30 protein-coding genes, 1 pseudogene and 1 riboswitch are annotated in these 22,205 nt (G+C 61.9%); of the genes and pseudogenes, 18 read left to right on the top strand and 13 right to left on the bottom strand.

All coding sequences use genetic code 11. The annotated features are described in order from the left end of the window. Positions 1-77: 77 nt before the first annotated feature. Positions 78-626 carry an MgtC/SapB family protein gene (locus EOA16_RS03565; protein ID WP_127255565.1) on the top strand — a complete coding sequence of 183 codons (549 nt, stop codon included), beginning with the start codon at positions 78-80 and terminating at the stop codon, positions 624-626. Here the strand turns inward: EOA16_RS03565 and EOA16_RS03560 are convergent. Further along, on the bottom strand, positions 606-1,544 hold the full coding sequence (locus tag EOA16_RS03560) for an alpha/beta hydrolase (protein ID WP_206517307.1): 939 nt from the start codon (positions 1,542-1,544) through the stop codon (positions 606-608). The two genes, EOA16_RS03565 and EOA16_RS03560, sit on opposite strands and share 21 nt — an antisense overlap. A 147-nt stretch (positions 1,545-1,691) precedes the next feature. Between EOA16_RS03560 and EOA16_RS03555 the strand changes: the two genes are divergently transcribed. Then, on the top strand, positions 1,692-2,000 hold the full coding sequence (locus EOA16_RS03555) for a hypothetical protein (protein ID WP_127255564.1): 309 nt from the start codon (positions 1,692-1,694) through the stop codon (positions 1,998-2,000). A 90-nt stretch (positions 2,001-2,090) separates the two neighbouring features. Then, entirely contained in the window at positions 2,091-2,225 is a 135-nt protein-coding gene (locus tag EOA16_RS33480) for a hypothetical protein (protein ID WP_281035762.1), read from the top strand. 84 nt (positions 2,226-2,309) lie between these two features. Here EOA16_RS33480 and EOA16_RS03550 read toward each other — a convergent pair whose 3' ends face one another. The 5 genes from EOA16_RS03550 to EOA16_RS03530 all read right to left on the bottom strand — a co-directional run bounded on the left by EOA16_RS03550 (position 2,310) and on the right by EOA16_RS03530 (position 4,468). Then, positions 2,310-2,555 carry a DUF982 domain-containing protein gene (locus tag EOA16_RS03550; protein ID WP_127255562.1) on the bottom strand — a complete coding sequence of 82 codons (246 nt, stop codon included), beginning with the start codon at positions 2,553-2,555 and terminating at the stop codon, positions 2,310-2,312. A 14-nt stretch (positions 2,556-2,569) separates the two neighbouring features. Further along, a complete protein-coding gene (locus EOA16_RS03545) occupies positions 2,570-2,806 on the bottom strand; it encodes a DUF982 domain-containing protein (RefSeq protein WP_127255561.1) in 237 nt (78 codons plus the stop codon). Between the two features lie 94 nt (positions 2,807-2,900). Beyond that, a complete protein-coding gene (locus EOA16_RS03540) occupies positions 2,901-3,344 on the bottom strand; it encodes a GFA family protein (protein ID WP_127255559.1) in 444 nt (147 codons plus the stop codon). A 261-nt stretch (positions 3,345-3,605) separates the two neighbouring features. After that, positions 3,606-3,785 carry a DUF3606 domain-containing protein gene (locus EOA16_RS03535; RefSeq protein ID WP_024501602.1) on the bottom strand — a complete coding sequence of 60 codons (180 nt, stop codon included), beginning with the start codon at positions 3,783-3,785 and terminating at the stop codon, positions 3,606-3,608. Positions 3,786-4,291: 506 nt separating this feature from the next. Next, complete coding sequence (locus EOA16_RS03530) at positions 4,292-4,468, bottom strand: hypothetical protein (protein WP_164754100.1); 177 nt, start codon at positions 4,466-4,468, stop codon at positions 4,292-4,294. Between the two features lie 201 nt (positions 4,469-4,669). On the opposite strand from EOA16_RS03530, the gene EOA16_RS03525 reads away from it, so the two are divergent. Further along, complete coding sequence (locus tag EOA16_RS03525) at positions 4,670-5,098, top strand: DoxX family protein (RefSeq protein ID WP_127255558.1); 429 nt, start codon at positions 4,670-4,672, stop codon at positions 5,096-5,098. Between the two features lie 51 nt (positions 5,099-5,149). On the opposite strand, the gene EOA16_RS03520 is transcribed toward EOA16_RS03525, so the two are convergent. Together EOA16_RS03520 and EOA16_RS03515 are read right to left on the bottom strand one after the other, a co-directional pair. Further along, complete coding sequence (locus EOA16_RS03520) at positions 5,150-5,455, bottom strand: hypothetical protein (protein ID WP_127255556.1); 306 nt, start codon at positions 5,453-5,455, stop codon at positions 5,150-5,152. Positions 5,456-5,531: 76 nt separating this feature from the next. Further along, positions 5,532-5,801 (bottom strand): hypothetical protein, encoded by a 270-nt coding sequence (locus tag EOA16_RS03515; RefSeq protein WP_127255555.1) that lies wholly within the window; start codon positions 5,799-5,801, stop codon positions 5,532-5,534. Between the two features lie 235 nt (positions 5,802-6,036). Between EOA16_RS03515 and EOA16_RS03510 the strand changes: the two genes are divergently transcribed. After that, positions 6,037-8,349, top strand: coding sequence for a right-handed parallel beta-helix repeat-containing protein (locus EOA16_RS03510; protein WP_164754099.1), 2,313 nt, complete (start codon positions 6,037-6,039; stop codon positions 8,347-8,349). Here EOA16_RS03510 and EOA16_RS03505 read toward each other — a convergent pair. Continuing rightward, positions 8,309-9,505, bottom strand: a complete 1,197-nt coding sequence (locus tag EOA16_RS03505; RefSeq protein ID WP_127255552.1) for a hypothetical protein — start codon at positions 9,503-9,505, stop codon at positions 8,309-8,311. The two genes, EOA16_RS03510 and EOA16_RS03505, sit on opposite strands and share 41 nt — an antisense overlap. A gap of 448 nt (positions 9,506-9,953) precedes the next feature. Beyond that, positions 9,954-10,646 carry an FkbM family methyltransferase gene (locus EOA16_RS03495; RefSeq protein WP_164754098.1) on the bottom strand — a complete coding sequence of 231 codons (693 nt, stop codon included), beginning with the start codon at positions 10,644-10,646 and terminating at the stop codon, positions 9,954-9,956. A 246-nt stretch (positions 10,647-10,892) separates the two neighbouring features. On the opposite strand from EOA16_RS03495, the gene EOA16_RS03490 reads away from it, so the two are divergent. From EOA16_RS03490 to EOA16_RS03465, 6 genes are all read left to right on the top strand, one after another. Continuing rightward, complete coding sequence (locus EOA16_RS03490) at positions 10,893-11,603, top strand: glycosyl hydrolase 108 family protein (RefSeq protein ID WP_127255549.1); 711 nt, start codon at positions 10,893-10,895, stop codon at positions 11,601-11,603. Beyond that, positions 11,600-11,818: a hypothetical protein gene (locus EOA16_RS03485; RefSeq protein WP_127255547.1), complete on the top strand. Its 219-nt coding sequence runs from the start codon at positions 11,600-11,602 to the stop codon at positions 11,816-11,818. Before EOA16_RS03490 ends, EOA16_RS03485 begins: the two co-directional genes overlap by 4 nt. A gap of 1 nt (position 11,819) precedes the next feature. Next, positions 11,820-12,053 (top strand): hypothetical protein, encoded by a 234-nt coding sequence (locus EOA16_RS03480; RefSeq protein WP_127255546.1) that lies wholly within the window; start codon positions 11,820-11,822, stop codon positions 12,051-12,053. Next, positions 12,038-12,223, top strand: a complete 186-nt coding sequence (locus EOA16_RS03475; RefSeq protein WP_127255544.1) for a hypothetical protein — start codon at positions 12,038-12,040, stop codon at positions 12,221-12,223. Before EOA16_RS03480 ends, EOA16_RS03475 begins: the two co-directional genes overlap by 16 nt. After that, positions 12,223-12,546 carry a hypothetical protein gene (locus EOA16_RS03470; RefSeq protein ID WP_127255542.1) on the top strand — a complete coding sequence of 108 codons (324 nt, stop codon included), beginning with the start codon at positions 12,223-12,225 and terminating at the stop codon, positions 12,544-12,546. Before EOA16_RS03475 ends, EOA16_RS03470 begins: the two co-directional genes overlap by 1 nt. A gap of 380 nt (positions 12,547-12,926) precedes the next feature. Beyond that, positions 12,927-13,241, top strand: a complete 315-nt coding sequence (locus EOA16_RS03465; protein WP_127255540.1) for a hypothetical protein — start codon at positions 12,927-12,929, stop codon at positions 13,239-13,241. A 13-nt stretch (positions 13,242-13,254) separates the two neighbouring features. Here EOA16_RS03465 and EOA16_RS03460 read toward each other — a convergent pair. Both EOA16_RS03460 and EOA16_RS03455 read right to left on the bottom strand, forming a co-directional pair. Continuing rightward, positions 13,255-14,011: pseudogene (locus EOA16_RS03460) on the bottom strand (IS5 family transposase). Positions 14,012-14,176: 165 nt separating this feature from the next. Beyond that, complete coding sequence (locus EOA16_RS03455) at positions 14,177-14,884, bottom strand: hypothetical protein (protein ID WP_127255539.1); 708 nt, start codon at positions 14,882-14,884, stop codon at positions 14,177-14,179. 298 nt (positions 14,885-15,182) lie between these two features. Between EOA16_RS03455 and EOA16_RS03450 the strand changes: the two genes are divergently transcribed. Both EOA16_RS03450 and msrA read left to right on the top strand, forming a co-directional pair. Then, positions 15,183-16,724 (top strand): glycosyltransferase family 39 protein, encoded by a 1,542-nt coding sequence (locus EOA16_RS03450; protein WP_127255537.1) that lies wholly within the window; start codon positions 15,183-15,185, stop codon positions 16,722-16,724. An 82-nt stretch (positions 16,725-16,806) separates the two neighbouring features. Next, positions 16,807-17,325: a peptide-methionine (S)-S-oxide reductase MsrA gene (gene msrA / locus EOA16_RS03445; RefSeq protein WP_127255536.1), complete on the top strand. Its 519-nt coding sequence runs from the start codon at positions 16,807-16,809 to the stop codon at positions 17,323-17,325. A 98-nt stretch (positions 17,326-17,423) separates the two neighbouring features. Here msrA and EOA16_RS03440 read toward each other — a convergent pair whose 3' ends face one another. Further along, on the bottom strand, positions 17,424-17,753 hold the full coding sequence (locus tag EOA16_RS03440; protein WP_127255534.1) for a hypothetical protein: 330 nt from the start codon (positions 17,751-17,753) through the stop codon (positions 17,424-17,426). A gap of 194 nt (positions 17,754-17,947) precedes the next feature. Further along, positions 17,948-18,061, top strand: a riboswitch (TPP riboswitch). Here EOA16_RS03440 and EOA16_RS03435 point away from each other — a divergent pair. The 5 genes from EOA16_RS03435 to EOA16_RS03415 all read left to right on the top strand — a co-directional run bounded on the left by EOA16_RS03435 (position 18,052) and on the right by EOA16_RS03415 (position 22,166). Then, on the top strand, positions 18,052-18,660 hold the full coding sequence (locus tag EOA16_RS03435; protein WP_127255533.1) for a YkoF family thiamine/hydroxymethylpyrimidine-binding protein: 609 nt from the start codon (positions 18,052-18,054) through the stop codon (positions 18,658-18,660). (Overlaps the previous riboswitch by 10 nt.) Before the next feature lie 92 nt (positions 18,661-18,752). Beyond that, on the top strand, positions 18,753-19,514 hold the full coding sequence (locus EOA16_RS03430; protein ID WP_245455863.1) for an ABC transporter permease: 762 nt from the start codon (positions 18,753-18,755) through the stop codon (positions 19,512-19,514). After that, complete coding sequence (locus EOA16_RS03425) at positions 19,511-20,275, top strand: ABC transporter ATP-binding protein (protein WP_127255531.1); 765 nt, start codon at positions 19,511-19,513, stop codon at positions 20,273-20,275. Before EOA16_RS03430 ends, EOA16_RS03425 begins: the two co-directional genes overlap by 4 nt. Then, positions 20,272-21,294 carry an ABC transporter substrate-binding protein gene (locus tag EOA16_RS03420; RefSeq protein WP_127255530.1) on the top strand — a complete coding sequence of 341 codons (1,023 nt, stop codon included), beginning with the start codon at positions 20,272-20,274 and terminating at the stop codon, positions 21,292-21,294. Before EOA16_RS03425 ends, EOA16_RS03420 begins: the two co-directional genes overlap by 4 nt. Positions 21,295-21,530: 236 nt before the next feature. Continuing rightward, positions 21,531-22,166, top strand: coding sequence for an isoprenylcysteine carboxylmethyltransferase family protein (locus tag EOA16_RS03415; protein WP_245455845.1), 636 nt, complete (start codon positions 21,531-21,533; stop codon positions 22,164-22,166). The last annotated feature ends 39 nt before the right edge of the window (positions 22,167-22,205 follow it).

Here is a 22,205-nt window from a genome sequence, read left to right as displayed (position 1 = left end):
TTGCCGCATCTGGCGGTGCATTCAGGAACCGTGACCCGGCGGCCGCGTTGTGGCGTCAAGCTTTCGGAGGGGACATCATGGAACAGCTCGTCGAGGAATTCGGCCATTCGACCTACACCTCGTTTCCGGTCATCGCGGCGCGGCTGTTGCTGGCGACGCTCTACGGCGCGGTCATCGGTTTCGAACGCGAATGGCGCAACCGCCCGGCCGGACTTCGCACGCACATTCTCGTTTGCGTCGCCGCCGCCACCTTCGGCATCCTGACGATCGAGATCGTGCATGCACCGATGTTCGCGCAGGAAGCCGTCAAGGTCGATCCGATCCGGGTGGTCGAGGCGGTGACCGCCGGCGTCGCTTTCCTCGCAGCCGGCTCGATCATGTTTTCGCGCGGCGAGGTGCATGGGCTGACGACAGGCGCCGGCATGTGGCTGGCGGGCGCGATCGGCGTCGCCTGCGGCCTGGGTCTTTGGCAGGTGGCCGGGTTCGGGACGCTGATCGTGCTGGTCGTTGCCGGCCTTCTGCACCGGTTCGAACGCGGACCTGGCCTTGCCGCCGGTGATGAAGGCAGTCAGGCAAAGGCGGAGAAGGAGGCGGCTTCGGCCCCATCAAGGGGAGGGCGAAGGTAATTCCGATCGCCGGGAGATGCCGTGACTGGTTTCACCGAAGAAGCCGTCCAGCAGATCGGCCGTCCGCGTCGGGTTCTCCTCGGGAAAGAAGTGTCCGCCCGGCATCGTCTGGCCGCGCACATCGTCGGCCCAGCCGCGCCACAGCGCCAGCGGCCCGCCTTCGCCGGCATACCAATCCGCCAACGCGCCCTGACCGCTCCATAGCGCCAGTAGCGGGCAACGGATGCGCCGGCCGGCTGCCTTGTCGGCATGGTCGTGCTCGCGGTCGAGCGTGGCTGCCGCCCGATATTCCTCGCAGATGGCATGGGCGTGGGAAGGCGCACGCAAGGCCTCGACATAGGCCTGACGCACTTCGGCTGGAAAGGCCGATGGCGACGAGCCCCAGCCGTTGAGCGCATTGTCGACGATCGCCTCGGCTGCTCCGGACAAGATCTTTTCCGGCAACGGCTCGGGCTGCGCCAGCAGCGACCACGGCCAATAGCCCAGCGCCAGCCTGGCGTCGGCCCGGTCCCAGGCATCGGCGGTCGGCACGATGTCGAGAACGGCGAGCATGTCGATGCTGTCGGGATGGTCGAGCGCCATGCGGTAGGCGACACGCCCGCCGCGATCATGGCCGGCGACCATGAAGCTGCTGAACCCCAGCTTCTCCATCATCCGCACCAAATCGTCCGCCATGGCGCGCTTGGCATAGGGTGCGTGGCTCGGAGTGGACGCCGGACAGGAACTGCCGCCATAGCCGCGCAAATCGGCGCAGACGACGCTGAACCGGCTGGCCAGAGCGGGCGCGATGTCGCGCCACATCAGATGCGTCTGCGGAAAGCCGTGCAGCAACAGCAATGGCGGCCCGCCGCCGGCACGCTGGCAGAATATGCCGGCCTCGCCAGTGTCGATTTCCGCGCCTTGAAAACCTTCGAACATGATCGCCTCCGGCACGCGCAACGGCCGGCAAACGGATTTGGTTGCAATGCCGCCCGGCGAGGCGGCCAACCTTTTTCATCGACAGGCGTTGTCCCTGTGAAGGGAAGGTCGCCGCGGGCGACCCGTGAAAGAAAGAAGGAGGCGGCGATGAGAACTCTCGCCATCATGCCATTCGGCCTTATGCTGGCGCTGGCAGTGCCGGCCGCGGCCCAGCAGCAGAACGACAGCCAGGCGCCACAGGCAGACAAATGCAGGGCTCAGACCGGGCAAGGGGCAAAACAGCAGCCTGGACAGCAAGCCGATGACGGCAATTTGACGGCGAAGCTCAACGACTGCGGCGGCGTGCTGAAACCGCCCCCGACGGGCGACCAGGGCATGGCGGCGCCGGCCCCTGACGAAGGCAAGACGCCGGTGATCAAGCCTGGTGAAGTGCCGCCCCAGCCGCCGAAACAATAAACGCCAGCTCGTTGGTATTATCGCACAAGCTAATGGAACCGCGGTTTCTCGGGAGCGTTTTTCTCACGACTTGGAATTGGAGAGATTATCGTGAGAGATATTGCGACCACGGCCACGTTGCTTGCTTCGATTGCCATCGTGATAGCGTTGATTTTGCTGGCGCCGAAGAGTTTTGGCTTCGAAACCTCTCACCCGGTCGTACAGGGCGAGCTACCGGCGGAATAATCGGATCGATTGTCCGGAATCCAGACCGATTTGCACGAAGCAGGCGAGGGGCGATGCCCCGCCTGCTTCTTTTGATGGAAACCGCTATCGAACCAAGACGCCGGAGTGGCTGCAGAGCGCTGCGAACGCTTCCTGTGCCTCGGCTGCACCTGCCTTGGTTTCCAAGGCGGCTTCGACCTTCTCACGCGCCGCCTGGTAGAACGGGCCGCGCTTGGCCTGCGGCCAGTCGATCAGGATCTCGCTGGCATCCTTGAGCGTGGCGACGTCGCGGATCGTGTCCGACCCATGCGGCTTGATCCGCATCGGTGTGGGCAAAATGAGCTCGGACATGTCCTGTTTTCCAACTACTGGAGGAGTTTCGCTTCGCGCGCGGCGTCGATCACCGCCCGCATCGCTTTTTCCGGCGGCGTCCAGCCATCCAGCGCATCGCGGCAGCTGCGCAACGCCGCCCGATAGCGCCGTCCCTGGCCAGCCGGCCAGTCGCCGAGGCATTCCAGGCCTTCCCAGGCGCTGCGGATGGTGCGCTCGCGCTCAGGCGCGAATTTCAGCCTGATGGGGCGGGGAAACATCTTGTCGTTCAACGGTCGTCTCCATGATTGCCGCAAGTCGCCGGGCGACATGCGTGAGAGGCATCCGGTAACGTCGGCGGCAGGGCAGGGTTCCCTTGCCCAGAGATCAAATCTCAGCGTCGATGTCCGACAGCGATCTCGGTATCGGCGCTTCAGCGTCGTGGGCCGCTGGGCGGTCGTGCTCGAACTGTTCGGTGCCGGGCAGAGGGTGCAGCCAGGTCTCGCGCCTGGAGGTCCACAACTCATATTCGGGCACGAGATCGGTGGGCGCGATGTCGAGGCTGCCGATCGCCACCTCGGCCTCGTTGTCGTCGACCCAGGCGACGCGGCCGCCGCATGTCGGGCAAAAGCTGCGCGTGCCATAGGAGCTGACGAGGCCGGTGGTCTCGAAGGCCTCGCGCGGCCAGATGGCAAAGGCCGAATAGACCGAACCGCCGGCCTTGCGGCAATCCTTGCAATGGCACAGGCCGACGCGCAACGGCGCGCCGCTGACCTGGAACTGCACGCCGCCGCACAGGCAGCTGCCGGTCCTGCGTATGGTGTCGGACAAGACGACCTCCCTCAATGCGTGGCGCTGCGGGCCGGGTGGGACAGATGCTCGTCTGCCGTTTCGTTGGCCAGGATGAGAAACCGGGAAAAAGACATCCTGTTCACCGTACCACCAGGCCCGGTTGACGCGGCCCGCAGCATCTTCAACGCCGCCCGGGCGAAATGGTTTCGGCCCTAAAGCGTGCCGCGTCCGAACGGACGCGCACGACCCGCTTCATGCGTGTCGTTTCGTTCTCCCAAACCGAAATCCACTTTCGGGCGACTAGCCGCGGGCTGCCATATGGGCGTCGAGCTTCTTGCGCGAGGGTCCGTAGCGCTTGATGATGGTCTGTGCCTCGCTTGGCGGAATGCCGTATTTGCGGGCAAAGGCGGCAACCTCGTAGGGCTCTTCGCTCGAGACCAGCTTGCGGTCCTGTTTCGTCTTCGACTTGTCGTCAGCCATCTCAGGCCTCGCTTTCTGTTGTCGGGGAAACGCGCAAAATCTTCGGCGCCCGCGATCAGCACGACATAACACAGATCGGCGCCGCCGGTTCCACCAGACGACATGGCCAGGCCTGCAAACGGCCTGTATCAGGCCGATGGCCGCATGGGGTCGGCGTCGGCAGCGTGGTCGCCGTCACATTCGGAGCATGCCGCGCTGCGGCCGGGGCAGCCGCGCCGGTGGGTGCCGGCAGGGCAGCAATGGCCGTTGGAACTCGTCCAGCGCGGACATTGGAAGACCTGGCCAGCGCCGCCGCAGCCGCTGCATTCCAGCGTCGCAGACCCCACGCCATGAGATATCGCCCCAAACCTGACGTTTGTTCGCAAATTTCAGCCCACCCAAAATCGCTGCACCGGCACACCGCTGCATTAGCCCCGGCTAACAATATCACTTCCGTGATTACCAACAAGTTTCAATCGCACGATGCGCCGGAAAGCTGTTCGGGCCGGCGCGTCGTCAGGCCGGCTTCAGCCGCATCGCGGCGAGATGAGCGCCGAGGCGGCCTGCCCGCGGTCCCAACCGGCGGCCTCGACCTTGCGGAGCAGGGCGTCGAGATGCGGAGCCAGCATATCTCTGCATTCCTGTTCGTAGGCGGTGCTCATCGCCGGATGCTGCGGTGCGCCGATGGTCAAGGCCTTGGCCATGTCCGTCTCCCCCTTTGAGCGAGCAACAATATACCGTCGGCCGGCAAACCGAAAATCGCTCTTTGCCGGCGCGGTGCGAGGCTTCGAAGCCTCCTTCGACCCGCGGCGAGCGCCCTGTCGAGAAAAATTGGCCTGGCGTGTCGGACCTGGCGCCCGTCGCGCGTCCTAGGAGCGAGCAACCTGCAAAGCTGGAGAACGAGCATGTCGTCGCAAATCATTCGATCGCCGTGGCAGACCGCGGCCATTCTCATCGCCCGGCTGATCTTCGCCGGCGTCTTCCTGATGGCCGTGACCTTCAAATTCATGGGCATGGCGGCCACCTCCGGCTATATCGCCGCCGCCGGCTTTCCGTTTCCGCTGTTCCTGGCCTGGTGCGCTGCGATGCTGGAAGTCGCGCTGGTGCTCTGCTTCCTGACCGGCGCCTTCTTCTCGCAGGCCGCCCTGGTCGCCGCCGCCTATGTGCTGTTCCTCGCCCTTGCCTTTCACGGACCCAGCCATTGGGCCGGCAACCAGGCCGAGTTCGGCTTCTTCATCGACCATTTTTCGTTCATGGCAGGATTGCTGTTCGCGGCGGTGCATGGACCGGGCAAGGTGCTTTCGCTCAACCTGGGATGGCCGGGCAGGGCTTGAGGCGAGGCCGGCCGGCCACCGCGAAGCACGTCCGCCCGCCCGCCGGCACCCTCACAGCTGGTCGTTGTAGGGTTCCTTCACCTTGCCGACCATCCGGGCCAGTTTTGAAAAGGAGGGCATGTCGGCCTCCGGCTGGCACTGGTTGGCGAGTTCCAGCAGCCGTATCGGAAAGTTGACGGCGTCGCGGCTGGACGCCGACATGCCTTCGGATCGCTCCTGGCTGGTTTCGCTGGCCTCGGCCTTGCGCAAGGCGATGTCGATCTCCTCGGCCGTCAGTATGCCTTTTCGAACCAGGACATGATTGATCGATGCGACGGCCATGAGCAGGCCTTCGAGTTGCAGGTTGGCGACGTTCATGGCGTTTTTTCCCTCCATTGGTCGCAGTTGAAACGCGCCAGCGGCGTTTCCGATCCGGAAGGCGCGCGGAAGCGGCCTATTCCTGCGTCAGGCGCTCGCCATATTCGCGCCACAGCACCTTCACCTCCAGACTGCCAAGGCGCGTGACCGAAGGATCGCCGCAGCTGATGGCGACGGCGCTGATGTCATATTGGGGGTAAGCGTTGGCGACGAAACGGATGGCTTCGCCCAGCGAACGCACGCGGATGACTGGATCGGCCTGACCCTGACCGGTGCTGCGCACGCCGGAAAGCGTGGCTGGTGCATGCCGCATCCTGAACACGGATGCCATGGCGGGTCTGTCCATCGTCCTCTCCCACAAGGCCGTGCGACGGGAATCATTCCATGAGCTTCGGCTAATGATTTCACACCTGCAGGCTTATGACCAGCCGCCGGCAAAAGCAGGGTTTCACGCGCTTGCCGGCGTCGGTCAGAGCGGGAGTTTCGAACGGACTAGGAATTTTTTCTCAGAAAACGGTTGACGGGGTGAGGGCAGCTTTGCCTTCCAGACGCTGAACCCCGTTATCGGAACCGATGACATTGTGCTGTCGTTCTACCAGTCCGACGACACAGTCGGGGATATCCAGGCAGCCGCGCAAGGCATCATCGACCAGGCCCAGGCCGCTGCAGACGTAGCGACGGGCGCCATGACAACCGTGCTCGATCCGCAATTCGCGACCAAGGCGACGGCGGAGGCATTTTCCCCGCCATTAGCACCCACATATATCCGCACCGCCTTCTACGACAGCTCTCAGGTGGCAGGCAGCGGCGCTGTGTACCGCAAGAATGGAACGAATGTCGGGGATTTGGTGATCACGCTGAGCGATGGCATGACGACGACAGGCTATACGCTCGCCTCAACCCCGGTGACGGCATCAATGCTCGGGGCGCGTGGTGGCGGTGCGAATGCCACGGCTGCTATCAGTGCACTGCTCGCGGGCAGCTATCCGCATGTGCTGATTGACGGCTCCTACCAGACCGACGGCAACCACACGATCTCGACAGCGAAGAAGCGCGTCGAATGCCTGGGCGGCTCTGCCCTGATCCTGCGTGCGCCAGTCGGTACCGTTACCGGCCACCATCCCGTCATCGATATCGCTGCCGATGACGTCCTGATAGACGGGGACCTCACGATCGATGGTGGATCACATGCCGGCTACCAGGCTTCTATTGGTATTCGCGTAGGCCTCTCCACTGGTGCACGCCGGAAGCGGCCGACAATCCGCGGCGTGAAGGTTCGCAATCTTGGCCTTGCCGGTGTTATGGCGCTCTGTGTCGACAGTCCGACGATTGAGGACATTGACGGCTATAACATCATCACGCCAACCGGCGGCGAGTTTGGCGACACGGTTTACGTGGCCGGCGTCCGCAAGCCGATCGTGCGCAACATCCGGTCGGCGAAGTGCAAACGCGACGGTGTCGTGTTGACCTATACGGGGAATCTAAACACCACGGACGTGCTGGTCGACGGGGTTTTCGCGGATGCACATCTCGACAGTCCCTCCGCTGGTATCTGGGTGGAGATGACCGGTGCGCGAGATCCACGAGGGATCATAACTAACGTGGTGGCGAATGACTGTCTGGTAGGCGTAGCCGCGACTGACGCCAACAGCGAGATCGTCATTTCGAATGTCAAGGCAATCGGCAACCGGCTCTCCGGTAGTTCTGCCGGTAACGTGTTCGGCGTTCAGATTCAGTCAGGCCGGCTCGATAACTGGTACATCGATCGCTACAACACCGCCCTGCAATTGGAGCCAAACGGCGAATATCAGTTCGCCCTCAACTCGCAAGTTGGATCGTTTGCGACTGGCGAAACGGTCAGCGGCGGTACGTCTGGCTCGACCGGAACCCTGCGGTTCCAACATTTTGAAATCGTCATCACCGGTTCAACCGTCGACTATGAACTCGGTGAGACGGTGACAGGCGGTTCATCCGGCGCGACAGGCACCTTGGTCGATTCCTTCGCCAATGTGCTGCGCGTCTTGCCGGCAAGCGGGACATTCCAGGCCGCTGAAACAATCACCGGCGGGATCTCGGGGATCGCCAAAGCGGTAAGCAGCGTGACCCGGCGCATCTATGTGCGCGGTTCGTCCGGCATCTTCTCGGCTGGCGAGACGATCACGGGCGGCACGTCTGGCGCCACGGCTGCAATCGCCGCGCCATACCAGACGTCGCTTGCGATCGGCCCAGGCACGCTGATGAATTGCTCGACCGATGCCGTGGTGGTTGCGAACAGCGTCACCCCGGCGAGCCTTAGCCTGACGGGTATCAGGGGCAACACCCAGTCGCACGGCATCCGGTTCAACCTTTCCGCCGGCCAAAGGCTGCGCAAAGCCAGTCTCAGGGACATCGCTCTGAAGAACTCCACCTCCGTTGGCATCGCCTTGCGTGTGACCACCGGCGGCGTGATCGACGAAATGCTTGTCGACGGTTTCGACATGTCGGAATGGGTTGGCGATGGCACTGGCAGCTCCATCACGGGCGGCATCGTGACCCGGTTCATTGGTGGCGACAATCCCAGCTTGCAGGGGACGTCGAGTGTGCCGATCAATCTAACCGTCAACACAACGCTGTTAGGGCTTCACAACCGCGCACTCTGCCACAACAACGGCGCCGGCGCGGCGCGGACGCATACGCTGCCGCCTGCCGTGTCTGGCCTTCGGATCGGTTTTGCCGCCGTGCACGCGACCCATGTCATGAATGTCGATCCCGACAGGACCGACACGATCAAGGGCGGCGGCGCCGGAAAGTATCTGATCCTCGATCCTGGCGAGCGCGTGGTGCTGGAGGCCTACGCGGCGGGATTGTGGGTCGTCAGTTCGGCGATCGGCTGGTCGGGAGATTTCGAAGCCTAGGATGAATTCGCAACTTTGCGTAAGGGTTCTGCGTCATGCCTAAGTTGATCGTTGCGAGGATGACGAAAACTAGAGGATATGTCAGTTTCAATTTTGTGGCCAACAGCACAATCGACAGGCCAATGCCCAAGAGCGGCAAACTCAACAAATACACAGCAACCCCTATAACTGCCCACAAGCCGTATCGGAGCAGGAAGTCGAGACCAACACCCAGATAGCCAAATGTGAAGAATATCGGTATCTGACTTTCGCTTAGGCCAAACAGCGTTATCCGCTGGTAGGAAAATGCCCATTCCATCATCTGATCGTGCTGCGTACCCTCGACATAGAGTTGTGATCTTGTCTCAAGATTCAGCAACGCCCAATAGATCATGACCGAAAGCAGCGCCGTGCCGATCGCGGCGACAAGTAGCCTCCATTTGCGAACAGCGAAAAATTGGTGGAGCCCAACAACTCCGCAGAACATTGCGACGAACATCATGCCGCCAAGCGACATCGTCGCGATCGCGGAAAGAATGCCTAAAATTGAGACCTTGGAGAGCTTGCGTGAAAGAGCATACTCGCCGGCAAGCAGGCTCGCGATCATGGTCGAATGTGTGCCCGGTTCATTCGACAAGCCTGCAAAGCGCGGCACTCTGCCGACGGCAAGCTCGAGTCCTTTCTTGCTCATGACCGCTTGGTCACCAAGGCCAAGACTTGCCAACGGGTCAAAATAAGTTCGGAACGCCGCGAAATAGATGATCTGGAACAGCACCATAAGCGCGTGCGCAGCGATCGCCCATCGCAAACCAATCAACAAAGGGCGAGTATCTTTGGCAAAGCAAGCTGGAACGAGAATGAGAGCCAAGCTGCTACCAATCGTGCCTAGGACTGCTTTGGTTCCGCCATCTTCCGCTGTGGCCAAGGTCCCGCACATCCCGACTAGTAGGAAAGCGACGATCCAAAAAACATTTGCCTTGACCGGCGCATTTAGCAGCGGGATCAGCATGAGAAGCCCGAGGTAGCAAAAGGCGGCCATCCCGAATTGGGGCAGGTAGACGCTTTGCAGACTCATGGCGATGACGCCAACAACGACGTAAATCGTCTTCAGTTTGTCCGCAAAAGTCGACTGCTTGGCGATTGGAATGCGTGGGGTTTGGGCGTAATAGTGCGACATTCGCTAGCACGACTTGTAGCTAGGGATCGTCCCGCAAAGAATGCCGGAGTCTGTCAGAGCCGTTGCCAAGTCAAGCGCCCCGTCAATCTTGCATTGCGCTACGGTAGATGCACCTAAGGTCGCCACCGTCTTCCCATCGCATGGGGTACCGCCGCCGACAGGCCTACATTTCACATAGGCATTTTCATAAGAAAGCTTGACGCTCTGAGCTGCGTTTTCCGCGGATGTCTTACCTGATGGCCTAACTCCACAGAGAACAATGGAAGTGCCATCCACTTTGAACGAATTGGCGGTGAGCACCGTAAGTCGACCTTTGATGTCCTTTATTTCTGCCGGCTTCGGCACGGCTTTGGGAACCTTAGGAGTACCGAATGTTAGGACGCCGATAGTCATAGCCGCTCCAAGTCCGACGGCAATGGCAATGAAAGCAATTGGTCTCACGGCTGTCTCACCCCGAATCGGCCATCATCACGTCTTTATAAACGCGATTGTTCCTCCAGCCCGACCAAACTCCGTCACGCTTGGTTATGTTTCGCTCCAACTCCAGCGCTTCGGCATGACCCGTCAACTTGGGGTGGAACTCGACAATCAGCTTTTCAAATAACTCAAAATGGTTCGGCGGAATGCTTGTTTCGGCACCTTCGATATCCATGATCAAGACATTTGGCTTGAACGGAAGCTCTGAAACGATTGTCGGGATCGAGAGCATAGGTAGGGTGAGCCGTTCAGCTTCGTTGTCCCGACGCAATGCGCTGGATGACCAGAAATTCTGGCTGATACCGAAACTGATAGAGCCGTCGGATGGACCGACAGCCACGGTCTTGAGAACGGGCAGGCTGATCCCATTGAGGCGAAAATTCTCCCTCATGGATGCCTCCAGGCGCGGGTTTGCCTCGATCATGCAGTTCAGCGCCATGAAGCCGATCGCGCTGCCAGCTTCAAGAACCTTGTCGTGGCGGTTCAGAAAGCGCGAAGCCAGAGCCGCGTCCTGATCCTCGTAGCCTCTGGCCATCACATATCGCATGCGGCGGGAGACGCCGTTTAAAGACAGGGTGATGTTTCGGACCGTTACCGTTCTCTTGCCGATGGTGAGAATTTCAAAGCCAAGGTCGCGAATGTTTCGGACGGCGTCTAAGAACATCTCGGTTCCTTGCAAGCTGGAATCAGCAGCCCAATGTAAACTCCCCGGCCCAACTGCTGGCAAGGTGCGTGACTCATATCCACGGCTTGCCCAGTTCAGCACTTCCCGCTTCGGACTTGCCTTGATAGCCGCATGAGCATCGCTCCGCGCGGCAAGTGATGCCGATGGCGTTCTCGCTTCGCATTTCCTCGGCCGTGAAATTCGGCCCCTCCCGAACATAGCTCAACCTTCAAAGGAGCCACCACCATGGACCGCAACTTCGCACGGGCGCTTGCGCTTGTTCTCAAATCGGAAGGCGGGTGGTCGGACAATCCGGCCGATCCCGGCGGCGCCACCATGAAAGGTGTGACGCTTGCCAGCTTCCGCCGCTATGTGAAGGCCGACGCGACGAAGGTGGATCTGCTTGCGATCAGCGACGCGCAGGTCGCCACCGTTTATCGCCGCTTCTACTGGGACGCTGTGCTCGGCGCCGAATTGCCCGATGGCGTCGACCATGCGGTGTTCGATTTCGCCGTCAACAGCGGGCCTGGCCGGGCGGCCAAATATTTGCAGGCGGCCGTCGGCGTTGCCCAGGACGGGCGGATCGGACCGGTCACCGTCGCGGCGGCCAAGGCAAAGCCGGCCGGCGTCACCATCGATGCGCTTTGCGATGCGCGGCTGGCGTTCCTCAAGCGGTTGCCGACATGGGCAACATTCGGGCGCGGCTGGTCCGATCGGGTCAGGTCGGTGCGGGTTCAGGCCCTGCTGATGTCGGCGCAGCGCCCCGCGGTGTCGGTGACCGCGCCGGTGCCGCTCAGGGTCGAAACATCGGCCAATGGGGCGCCGTCGGTTCAGCCCGTGCCGCAGGCGACCGGCGGCAAGACGGCTGCCGCGGCCGGCATCCTCGTCCTCATGGCCGGAGCGCTCGCGGCCTACCGGCATCAGGTAGCCGATTTTTTCGGGAGCCTGTTTCGATGACATGGTTCAACACCAATGCGCTGCACAATCTCCTCAACACGCTGATCGCCATCATCTGCGGCGGCGCGATCGCCGGCTTCGACTGGACGCTGCTCGGCGTGAGCGACCGCACCGCGCTTCAGATCAGCGGCGTCATTGCCCTTGCCAAGATCATCATCAACGCGGTGCGTGACGGGCCGCGCGGCATGGTCGCGCCGCCGGCCAAGGAGACATGAGATGGGAACACTCGCCCTCGCGCTGCTTGGCCAGGCCTGGCCGTATCTTCTGGCAACGGGCGCCGCGCTTGCCGGTGTCTGGACAGCTTATGCCAAGGGCAAGGCCAGCCAGAAGGCCAGGCAGGATGCCGCCGACGCCGCGGCACGCACCGAAGCCCAGAAGATCGATGACGCCGTCGCCGGCCGGGCGCCGGATGAAAACCGGGAGAGGCTCACCAGATGGTCAAGATCATAGTGCTCTCGCTGATGCTGGCCGGCTGCACCACATCAGGCGGGTCGTTCTGCGCGGCCGGGCATCCCATCCGGCCGACAAGGGCAGAGGCGGCGACCCTTTCCGACGCGTCGGTGGCGGCGATCCTGGCTCACAACGAAAAGGGCCAGAAGCTTTGCGGCTGGAGGCCATGATGAACGATCTTTTCGACCTGCTCGGCATCAAGGGACCGGTCGTGGCGGCGGGTCTCGCCGGCGGCGTTCTGCGCGCGCTGTCGCGGCATCGCTACAAGCTGCGCGAAATGGTGGCCTCGCCGATCTGCGGCGCGCTTGCGGCAGCTTATCTGACGCTGCCGGCGGTCTCCTACGCCAGGATCGCCGGCCTGCCGATGCCCGATCCCGCCGACGACACCACCACGCTGGCCGCGGCCTTCCTGATCGGCGTCTGCGCGATGTGGATCTCGGACGCCCTGTTCGAGTTCGTGGTGCGGAGAGTCAGCCGTGCGCGGGACGAGTAGCTGTTGGGGTTGTCTGCTGGCGCATTGCCGGGGCCTTCAACAGAGCCGCCCCGAGGCCACGCTGAAACGCCACCTGGCACGGCGTGGCTCTCATTTCCAGGATCGACCGCTGCCCGTTTCTGCTCACGCCGGGGCGGGCATTCCCGCATTTTCCGATCGGCCGTTGCTGACCGGGATTCGAACTGACTGGTCTTTCGAGATCGCTCGTCGCCGCAAGCCAGTTAATCATATCGGTTATGCATAATGATTATTATTAATTTTTGATTGATGCACCGAAGTTAGATTAAGGCTTGAGCGGATAAAGTGTTCATATATTGTTAAGCAAGAGGTAGACCACAGAAGACGGAAGCCATCTCCATCATCAAACGGGAGTAGCTTTCATGAACAAGTTCACAGTTATCTTCGCCGCTGTTGCAGTTGCATCATCCGTTGGAGCCGCCGAGGCAGGTTGTGGGTGCGGAGGTTCGGGCGGCTGGGGAGGCAATTCGGGCAGCCTGATCAATGTTTCGCCGTCCATCGACCTTGGCAAGATCACCGCGCTGAACGACGTGCTCAGCGGCAACAACATCCTGAGCGGCAATGTCGTCTCAGGCATTCTGAACGGCAACAAGACCAATATCGTCGGTGGCGTTCTGAGCGGGCTCGGCGTCAACCTGCTGGGCGGCAACGGCTACAGGCTGGGCAAGCGCCACTAGGCTGAATCGACATTCAGCGCATCCAGATCATTGCTGCGGCGAGATGGATGAAGCTTGGGAAGTGGCGTGCCCTGCGGTCATAGCGCGTTGCGAAGCGCCTGAAGTGCTTGAGTTTGTTGAAGCAGCGCTCGATGCGGTTTCGACATTTGTAGATGATGGGATCATGCGGGATGGGGACTGATCGGGAACGGGTCGAGGGAATGACCGCCTTTGCCCCGATCTCGTCGATGAGGTTTCGCAGGGCGCTGGATCATAGGCCCTATCGGCAAGGACGGCCTGGGCTGTGCAGCCTTCGAGCAGTAGTGGCGCGGCCAAGATGTCATGGCTCTGCCCGGCGGCAAGCAGGAACCTGAGGGGACGACCGAAGGTATCGGCAAGCATGTGGATTTTGGTGGTTAGTCCACCTCGGGAGCGCCCCAGAGCCTGATCCGAGGCCCCCCTTTTCCGGTCGCTGCCTGTTGATGGGCGCGCACCAGAGTACTGTCCAGCATCAAATATTGGTTGTCCCGATCCTTCGTCAGATCCGCGAAGACGCGGTCCCATACCCCGGCTTTGGACCAGCGCGAGAACCGCTTGTGCAGCGTCTTCCACTTACCGTAGCGCTCTGGCAGATCGTGCCAGTGAGCACCGGATCGAAGCACCCATAACACACCATTGACGAACAGCCGATTGTCCGAGCCAGTCCGGCCAGGGTCACCAACCTTGCCCGACAGCTGCGACGAAATCCGCCGCCATTGCTCGTCGCTCAACTCATACCGCTTCGTCGCCATCCTAAGTCTCCGCAAATCGCGGACACCTATGAATCACGCATCGCGCCAAAACGGAATCCCTGAATGTCGATTGGTCCTAGTCCGGCGCTGCATTCCAACCATCGAAGACAACCCAAATAGCCCGTTCCGGTTCGCCGGGCGGGCTATTTTCGCGTGTCGGGCCGATCAAGCGAGGATGTTGACCGCGCGTGCCGCGACCAGTGCGATGGTCAGCAGCGAGATCATGGCCTCGGCCATCATCAGCAGCTTGGCGCGCTGGGAAAGTGGCAAGGTATCGGTCGGCGAAAATGCCGTCGCATTGGTGAAGGCGAGGAAGAAATAGTCGACGAAACCGGGCAGCCAGTCTCGAAGCTCACGGTCGTTCAACGTCATCTGCGCGAACAGGAAGTCGGCCTGTGCGAGCTTGACGAGGCCGCAGGTCGGCGGGCCGCCGCGATCGGTGCTCCAGAACCACAAGGCAAAGACGATGACATTGGTGACCCAGATGTTGAGTGCGTCGATCAGCAGCGTCGTACCGCTGTTGCCGGCATGGCCCTCCAGCAAGGCATGCACCAACAGGACCAGCGAGCCGCAATTCATGATGCTGATGATGGCGGTCATGGTCAGCGCTGTTCTGCGGATCATGACTCGAAACTGGCCGATCGCATGCCACTCGTGGTCCTCGACCGCCTTCCGGGTGGCGGCCTGTGTCCAGGCGGTGGCCACCGACAAGGGCAGCAGCAGGGCGGCCTCCAGCGCGGGCGCCAGCCAGCGCGGCCCGAATGAGAGATTGTTGATGACCAGAAGCTGCAGGCAGATGATGACGAGAACGGCCGCACGGGCCATCCAGAAATCGAGCGCACGGTAGTGAATGACGGCATGGTGGTGGCGCATTTTTCAAATCCTGGATGCTTTCTTGGGGACGGGAGCCGATCAGGCGTAGGCGACGCCTGCCGCGATCACGCCCATTCGCTATGCCCGGCATGTTCAGGGTGCTGCGGGATAGCGTGTTCCATTGTTGTCTTGCTGGCATGTGATGATGGGAGAGGCGGCATGGTGGCGCGAAACTCTGCCTCAATCTTGGTTTTGCCATGGTCGGCCAAGTATACATTTTCGTAAGCTTTGAGTTCTGGGCTGTTCGAAAAACCGTCCGGTGTGATTTATCCACCGCATGACGCGAATCGACGAACCCATGAACGGTTGGCTGCCGGTCGGCAGTTCTGTTCCAGGCGACTGGCGGCAGTCGATCTGGCCGGGGCTGACGCCCTATCCAGAAGCCGGCCTGGCGCTTTTATGCCTGACGCAGATCCTGTGCTGGACCGTGGTGCCGGCGCTCGTCGATGCCGCCCCGCCCGGCGATGTCGTCGAGAGCTTCATGTGGGGCCGCGAATGGGTGCTTTTGACCTACAAGCATCCGCAGCTTCCCGGCTGGCTGCTCGAGATCAGCCATCTTCTGACCGGATCGTTCCGCTGGCCGCAATATCTGCTCGCCCAGCTTGTCGTCTCGGCGACCTTCGTCTTCGTCTACCTGCTGGGCCGCGACATGCTCGGGAGAACCCGCGCGCTGGCCGCCGTGCTTTTGATGCCCTCATTGTATTTCTTCGGCTGGCCGACACCGCAGTTCAATCATGACTACGCGCAGATGCCCTTCTGGGCCGCTATCTGCTGGCTGTTGTGGCGTGCAGGCCGTGGCGGTGGGCCGGGCTGGTGGCTGGCGCTCGGACTGGTGTCGGGCGTCGGGCTCTATGCCAAGTTTTCCACCGGGCTGCTGTTGCTCTTCGGCGCGATCTGGCTGTTGTCGGACACACGGGCACGCAATCGGCTCGCCACGCCCTGGCCCTGGCTTGGGCTCGCGGTTTTCCTCGCCGCCGCCGCGCCGCTGGCCGTCCAGCTCTACCGCATCGATTTCCTGCCGCTGACCTATGTCGCCGGCCGCGATGAATGGGTGTTGGTCCACCGCGCCCGCCTTTACTATATCGGCGTCCAGATAGCGGGGCTCTGCGGCTTATTGCTGGTGCTGGCGATATCGGGGCTGTTGCGGCGTTCGCCCGCGCCGGAACAGCCCGTCGAACGCGGCACGCTGGCCTATCTCGTGTGGATGGGGCTTGGTCCGGCGGTGCTTGTCATGGTGGCCTCGCTGTTCACCGGCGCCGGCGAGGCCTGGGGCGCGCCGATGTACAATCTTGTAGGCATTGTGGCGATCGCCTTGCTGGGTCATCGGCTCGGCGCCATCGAGATGCGATGGCTGTCGATCTGCGCGTTCGTCTGCATTGTCGGCATGTCCGGCGCCTATGCGGGCATCCGCTGGACGAGCTGCAATTTGCGCGGGCGCATGGATGCCGTCTGCTGGCCGGCGCGGCAGATCTCGGACGAAGCCGAGGCCGTCTGGCATGCGGCAGTGCCCGGTCGGCTCGATGTCGTCGGCGGCGATACCCGCATCGCGTTGCTGGCGGGCCTCAACGCCTATGACAAGCCGTCGATCTTCACGGACCTCGACATGCGGCTCGCCCCCTGGATCACCAGCCAGCGGCTGCGCGATCACGGCATGCTCCTGGTCTGGCCCGGGAGTGGCGTGCCGCCTCGGCTGCTGGCGTGGCTGGGCAATATCCCGGTCAAGACCGTTCTTTTCGACTGGTCGCTCAGGGCACCACCGGTGGCGATCAGCTTTGCCGCCATTCCGCCCGGCGTGAAACAGCCGGGTTTGATCGACAGCCTCGCCCAACCGAGCAATTGAAGTAGATCCACCGCGTCCGCTGGACGAAGCAGGTGATAATGCCCATTTATGGCGAGACCACTTGCTTTTGAGGAGACGTGACATGGCGACTTCGACCGAACGTGCAGTCCTTGCCGGCGGCTGTTTCTGGGGCATGCAGGATTTGATACGGCGCTATCCCGGCGTCATCTCCACCCGTGTCGGCTACAGCGGCGGCGACGTGCCCAACGCCACCTACCGCCACCACGGCAGCCACGCTGAAGCCATCGAGATCAATTTCGATCCGGCCATCATAAGCTATCGCACGCTGCTGGAGCGCTTTTTCCAGATCCACGATCCGACGACCCGCAACCGCCAGGGCAACGATGTCGGGATGAGCTATCGCTCGGCGATCTATTACACCAGCGACGAACAGAAGCGCGTCGCCGAGGACACCATCGCCGATGTCGATGCCTCGGGCCTGTGGCCGGGCAAGGTCGTCACCGAAGTCGCACCCGTTGGCCCCTTCTGGGAAGCCGAGCCCGAGCATCAGGACTATCTGGAGAAATATCCCAACGGATACACCTGCCACTTCGTCAGGCCGGGCTGGAAGCTGCCGGTCCGCGAAAAGGCGGTTTCGTAGAGTTCAAGCTTGTGCCAAAAACCCCGATCCTCGCTTGGTGGTAGAAGAAAGCCGCGGAAATTGTGCTCCGCGGCTTTGGTTCGATTGCGTGCAACAGATTACTTGCCGCAATTGTTGTCGTTGACTGTCGGCGAGGTGGTGCCTGGGGAGGTGCCGTTGGCATTTGCCTGCGCCCCTTGCGGACTTGCCGGGCAGTTCTGATCCGCGTTTGAATTCAAGTCCCCAACCGTGCCGGTCGTGCTGTTGGTCGTGCCCGGGTCGACAGTGTCGGGGTCGACCGGGCTCGGCGAAGCAGGGGTTTTTGGGTCGACCGTCACCGACCGGCCGCTGCCACCGCCATTCGCGCTGTTATCGCCAGCACTTTGCGCCATGGCTGATGTGGCCAGGCCAATGGTGAGAGCCGAAGCTGCGAGGATTTTCATGAACATGGTTTGTCTCCATTTCTGTGAACTCGTCGCTCATTCTTATGAAGGTGATCGCATCGCGACTATGGGGACAACCGGTCGCGGCAGTGAAGGTTCCCGACAAAATTCCGCTCAGGCGCACCACGACTGGCGCAATCCTTTTGGCGCAGTGTGCTGAAAAAACGGCTTTCCCTTCAACTCGAATGATGCTTTAAGGCGCACATCCACAGGGGTGCTCCGTACGGTCGGGGCTGAGACGGGGGCGGCAAGCCCACAGACCCTAGAAGCTGATCTGGGTAATACCAGCGGAGCGAGGCGGGCGATGTTTTCAGGCGCACAGATTTCCCTATATCCCATGACCGACGATTTCGTCGGTGTAATCCTTGGCGCGCTCGGTGCGCTCGATGCCTGGCGCGACAAGCTCAGGATCGAGACCGACGACATCTCGACCTTGCTGGTCGGGCCGCCCGAAGTGCTCTTTCCTGCCATGCGCGACCTCTTCGTGGCGGCGGCACGCAGCGGCAAACATTGCGTGTTGTCGGCTACCATCTCGCGCGGCTGCCCTGGCGAGCCGGACGATCCGATCTGCCGCTCCGATGCCCTTGGCGGGCCTGTCGGGCCACTCGGCCCGCGCAAGGATGCGGCCATCGCGGCGGTGCGCAATGCTGCTGTCACCGGCCAGCCGGCGGCAGCACAGTTCTCGCTCTATGTGATGGGCACCGACGACCACATGGAAGAGATCTACGGCTGCATAGATTTTCTCAAGCGGTCCGGCGTCTATGAGCGTTCGAAGCATTTCTGCACGAAACTGCGCGGTGATGCCAATGCGATCTTTTCGGCGCTGGACGAGGCTTTCTGCCGCTTCGGACCAGGCGCCGGCCACGTAACCCTCGACGTCACGGTCTCGGCCAACAGCCCGTCGGCTGTCTAAAGCCGCGCCGCTCTCGCGGCCGTCAAAGGTTATCTCCCGTGGTCTCATCATCAGTCGCTTCGCGCCCGATCGCGAGCTTTCTTGTCAAGGCAATGCCGGCCATTATCTCAGTCGGTTTGCTCCTGCTGGCGTGGGAGCTTTATGCCATCTATTCCGGCATCAGGCCGACGATACTGCCTGCGCCGTCACGCGTCTTCGAGCAAGCGATGCTCAATCGCGAGGCGCTGGCCGACAACGCCCTTCCGACCATCGGCGCCACGCTGCTTGGCTTTGCCTGTTCGCTCAGCGCCGCCTTCGTGCTGTCGATGCTGGTCGACTTCTACCAGCCGCTGCGGCGTGCGCTGTTTCCCGTCTTCATCGTCAGCCAGACCTTGCCGCTGGTGGCGATCGCGCCGCTGGTGGTGCTGTGGTTCGGCTTCGGGCTGGCGCCCAAGATCATGCTGGTGGCGCTGGTTACCTTCTTTCCGATGCTGGTTGCATTGGTCGAGGGCTATGAGTCGACCGAGGTCGAGATCGGACAAATGCTGCGCGCCATGGGGGCAGGGCGCTGGCGTATCTTCCTGCTGGCGCGGCTGCCTTCGGCGCTGCCTTACTTCTTTGCTGGGTTGAGGATCTCCATCACCTATGCGGTGGTTGGCGCGATCTTCGCCGAATATGCCGGTGCCGCGAAGGGACTGGGCATCTACATGCTCAATGCCAAGAACAATTTCCGGCCTGATCTGGTTCTTGCCGCCGTCGGTGTCAGCGCGGCGCTGACTCTTATTCTGTTTGGGTTGACTGTACTGGTGCAGCGGCTTGCCATGCCCTGGGAGCGGGCCGGCAAGAAAACCGAGGGGAAGGGGCCGCGGCGATGAGCCGGCTCGAACTGCGGCATGTGCGCAAGGCGTTCGGTGGGCTCGACGTGCTGGCCGATATTTCGCTCAGCGTCGGCGCTGGTGAATTCGTCTCGATCCTTGGGCCCTCCGGCGCCGGCAAGTCGACGCTCTTCCAGCTTCTGACCGGCGCCGAGCATGGCGAGGGCGAGATGTTGTTCGACGGCGCGCGCCTCGATGACCACGGCAGGCACTTCGCCTTCATGCCGCAACGCGACGCGCTGATGCCGTGGCGGCGCATTCTCGACAACACGACGCTCGGGCTCGAAGTGCAAGGCATGAGGAGACAGGCGGCGCGGGCGTGCGTTGCGCCGTTGTTTGCCGAATTCGGGCTTGCCGGCTTCGAGCGGCATTTTCCCGCGCAGCTGTCCGGCGGCATGCGCCAGCGCGCGGCCTTGCTGCGCACGGTGGTGCAGCAGCGCGACATGCTTTTGCTCGACGAGCCGTTCGGCGCGCTCGATGCACTGACCCGCACCGCGATGCAGCGCTGGCTCGAACAGATGTGGCGGCACCACCGCTGGACGGCGCTCTTGATCACCCATGATGTGCGCGAAGCCGTGTTCCTGTCCGACCGCATCTATGTGCTGTCGGCGCGTCCGGCCAGCATCGTGCGTGAAATCAAGGTGCCGTTTTCGCGCCCGCGCTGCCTTGGCGGCGAACACGCGCGGCAAGCAAGCGCGCTCGAGGCCGAGATTCTCGACATCATCCTCAACCCCCAATCCATCCAAAGGACACGACCATGACTGACTTGACGCGCCGACAGGCCTTGCTGCTGACCCTTGCCACCGGCCTTCCGCTCGTTGCCGGAGCAAGGCGAGCCCAGGCACAATCGGCGGCAAAAAAGGTCACCGTCGCCCTCGACTGGACGGTCAACACCAACCACATCGGACTGTTTGTGGCCCGCGACAAAGGGTTTTATCGCGAGGCCGGGCTCGCGGTCGACATCCTGCCCTATAGCGATACCGGTGCGGGCACGCTGGTCGCAAACCGCGTCGCTGATTTCGGCATCAACGGCACCATCAGCCTGTTCACCCAGAAAACCGCCGGGGCGGATCTGAAGGGCGTCTATGCGGTGGTGCAGTCCGAAACCGGCCGCGTGGTGTTTAATGCGGCACGCAACGAGATCAAAAGCCCAAGAAGTCTTGACGGCCTGATCTATGGCGGCTTCGGCAGTGCCTGGGAAAACGCGCTGATATCGACCATCATCCGCCGTGATGGCGGCAAGGGCAATTTCGAGACGGTGACGCTCGGCACCTCAGCCTATGAGGCGCTGGCCAATGGGTCGGTCGATTTCACGCTTGAAGTCTCGACCTGGGAGGGTGTCGAGGCCGAACTCAAGGGCGTCAAACAGCGCAGCTTCGTCTATGCCGATTATGGCGTGCCTGACGAGCACACGACACTGATCTCTTCGAGCGAAGCCTATCTCCAGGCTAACCCTGAGTCCGCGGCCGCCTTTGTCCAGGCGACACGGCGCGGCTACCAGTTCGCGGTCGACCACCCCGAAGATGCGGCAGGCCTGCTGATCGCTGCAAACAAGGATGCCTTGCCCAGTCCGGCGCTGATCCACGCCTCGCTGAAGGCATTGATCGACGGCCATTATCTACGCAGCCAAAGCGGCGCCATCGGGACGATGGATCCGGCCAAGATGGAAGCGATCGGCGACTATCTCTTCGCCTCCGGCATTTTGCGCGATGCCGACGGCAAGCTGGTTGCTCAACGCCCGGATTTCGGGAGCTATTTCCGCAACGACTATCTGAGCTAGCCTGGCAAAACTAAGGGACCTGGGTTGCCAGTCTATTTCTGAGCGATCGCGTGGAGCAGGGTCGTCTAAATGTGGCGCCCTGGGCTCCCCGACAGGCAATTTAATACCGATCTGATCTTGTTGATTAACTGCCCGGCAATGGTTGCGTGCAAAGGTCGCCTTGAGGGATCATCGGGGTGTTTGCATTGCTCATATCAAAAAGCGAGGCACTTTCGCACGTCAGTGACGGCAGAATTTTGTCCGCAGCCCGAAAGCGCGAAATCCTGGTGGATTTGCGGGAAGGTTTCTTTCGGATCTGCGCGCTGGCCTTCGCGGGCATGTTCGTCTACCGCGGCGTATATCACCTGATGCTCGATCCGACGCGCATCAATGTGGCGCTGTTGGCGATTTCCGAGATCCTGACCTTTACCTGGCTGCTTCTGTCGCGGCGGCCGCAGGTTCGCGACTGGAACCCGCTCACCGTGGTTGTCTCCGTGATCGCCAGCTTCGGTGTCGGCTTCATCGACCTCGAGCCGGGCGTGGCCATCATCCCGGTCTATGTTGCGGCGGCGCTGCAGGCCCTGGCGTTGGGGTTCGTGATCTGGGGAAAGATGTCGCTGGGGCGTTCGTTCGCTATTCTGCCGGGCAATCGTGGCGTGATGACGGGCGGTGCCTACCGCCTGGTGCGGCATCCGATCTATGCCGGCTATCTTGCCGGCCATGTCCTTTTCCTGATGTCGGCTTTTTCCTTCTACAATCTAGCCGTCTACGCGGTGATCACCTTCTTCCAGGTGCACCGCATCCTGCGCGAAGAGGCGCTGCTGGCCGCCACGCCGGAGTACCGGGACTATATGAAGCGCGTCCAATACAGGCTGTTCTACGGCGTCGTCTGACAAGTGGGCGCGCAGAATCGTTCGGTCTGCAATCACGCT

It is taken from the genome of Mesorhizobium sp. M7A.F.Ca.US.008.03.1.1 (genome assembly GCF_003997495.1).
Lineage (GTDB): Bacteria > Pseudomonadota > Alphaproteobacteria > Rhizobiales > Rhizobiaceae > Mesorhizobium.
Note: the sequence above shows the minus strand (reverse complement) of the source record. Positions and strands in the feature narration are given on the sequence as shown.

Bases quoted from the DNA above. Each gene is read 5' to 3' on its own strand.
- EOA16_RS03490 (WP_127255549.1), top strand. From the start codon at position 10,893: ATGGACCGCAACTTCGCACGGGCGCTTGCGCTTGTTCTCAAATCGGAA.
- EOA16_RS03550 (WP_127255562.1), bottom strand. From the start codon at position 2,555: ATGTCCGAGCTCATTTTGCCCACACCGATGCGGATCAAGCCGCATGGG.
- EOA16_RS03495 (WP_164754098.1), bottom strand. From the start codon at position 10,646: ATGTTCTTAGACGCCGTCCGAAACATTCGCGACCTTGGCTTTGAAATT.
- EOA16_RS03450 (WP_127255537.1), top strand. From the start codon at position 15,183: ATGAACGGTTGGCTGCCGGTCGGCAGTTCTGTTCCAGGCGACTGGCGG.
- EOA16_RS03560 (WP_206517307.1), bottom strand. From the start codon at position 1,544: ATGTTCGAAGGTTTTCAAGGCGCGGAAATCGACACTGGCGAGGCCGGC.
- EOA16_RS03430 (WP_245455863.1), top strand. From the start codon at position 18,753: ATGCCGGCCATTATCTCAGTCGGTTTGCTCCTGCTGGCGTGGGAGCTT.
- EOA16_RS03465 (WP_127255540.1), top strand. From the start codon at position 12,927: ATGAACAAGTTCACAGTTATCTTCGCCGCTGTTGCAGTTGCATCATCC.
- EOA16_RS03480 (WP_127255546.1), top strand. From the start codon at position 11,820: ATGGGAACACTCGCCCTCGCGCTGCTTGGCCAGGCCTGGCCGTATCTT.
- EOA16_RS03435 (WP_127255533.1), top strand. From the start codon at position 18,052: ATGTTTTCAGGCGCACAGATTTCCCTATATCCCATGACCGACGATTTC.
- EOA16_RS03425 (WP_127255531.1), top strand. From the start codon at position 19,511: ATGAGCCGGCTCGAACTGCGGCATGTGCGCAAGGCGTTCGGTGGGCTC.
- EOA16_RS03455 (WP_127255539.1), bottom strand. From the start codon at position 14,884: ATGCGCCACCACCATGCCGTCATTCACTACCGTGCGCTCGATTTCTGG.
- EOA16_RS03505 (WP_127255552.1), bottom strand. From the start codon at position 9,505: ATGTCGCACTATTACGCCCAAACCCCACGCATTCCAATCGCCAAGCAG.
- EOA16_RS03520 (WP_127255556.1), bottom strand. From the start codon at position 5,455: ATGAACGTCGCCAACCTGCAACTCGAAGGCCTGCTCATGGCCGTCGCA.
- EOA16_RS03530 (WP_164754100.1), bottom strand. From the start codon at position 4,468: ATGGCCAAGGCCTTGACCATCGGCGCACCGCAGCATCCGGCGATGAGC.
- EOA16_RS03475 (WP_127255544.1), top strand. From the start codon at position 12,038: ATGGTCAAGATCATAGTGCTCTCGCTGATGCTGGCCGGCTGCACCACA.
- EOA16_RS03470 (WP_127255542.1), top strand. From the start codon at position 12,223: ATGAACGATCTTTTCGACCTGCTCGGCATCAAGGGACCGGTCGTGGCG.
- EOA16_RS03525 (WP_127255558.1), top strand. From the start codon at position 4,670: ATGTCGTCGCAAATCATTCGATCGCCGTGGCAGACCGCGGCCATTCTC.
- EOA16_RS03565 (WP_127255565.1), top strand. From the start codon at position 78: ATGGAACAGCTCGTCGAGGAATTCGGCCATTCGACCTACACCTCGTTT.
- EOA16_RS03440 (WP_127255534.1), bottom strand. From the start codon at position 17,753: ATGTTCATGAAAATCCTCGCAGCTTCGGCTCTCACCATTGGCCTGGCC.
- EOA16_RS03420 (WP_127255530.1), top strand. From the start codon at position 20,272: ATGACTGACTTGACGCGCCGACAGGCCTTGCTGCTGACCCTTGCCACC.
- msrA (WP_127255536.1), top strand. From the start codon at position 16,807: ATGGCGACTTCGACCGAACGTGCAGTCCTTGCCGGCGGCTGTTTCTGG.
- EOA16_RS03515 (WP_127255555.1), bottom strand. From the start codon at position 5,801: ATGGACAGACCCGCCATGGCATCCGTGTTCAGGATGCGGCATGCACCA.
- EOA16_RS03535 (WP_024501602.1), bottom strand. From the start codon at position 3,785: ATGGCTGACGACAAGTCGAAGACGAAACAGGACCGCAAGCTGGTCTCG.
- EOA16_RS03555 (WP_127255564.1), top strand. From the start codon at position 1,692: ATGAGAACTCTCGCCATCATGCCATTCGGCCTTATGCTGGCGCTGGCA.
- EOA16_RS03485 (WP_127255547.1), top strand. From the start codon at position 11,600: ATGACATGGTTCAACACCAATGCGCTGCACAATCTCCTCAACACGCTG.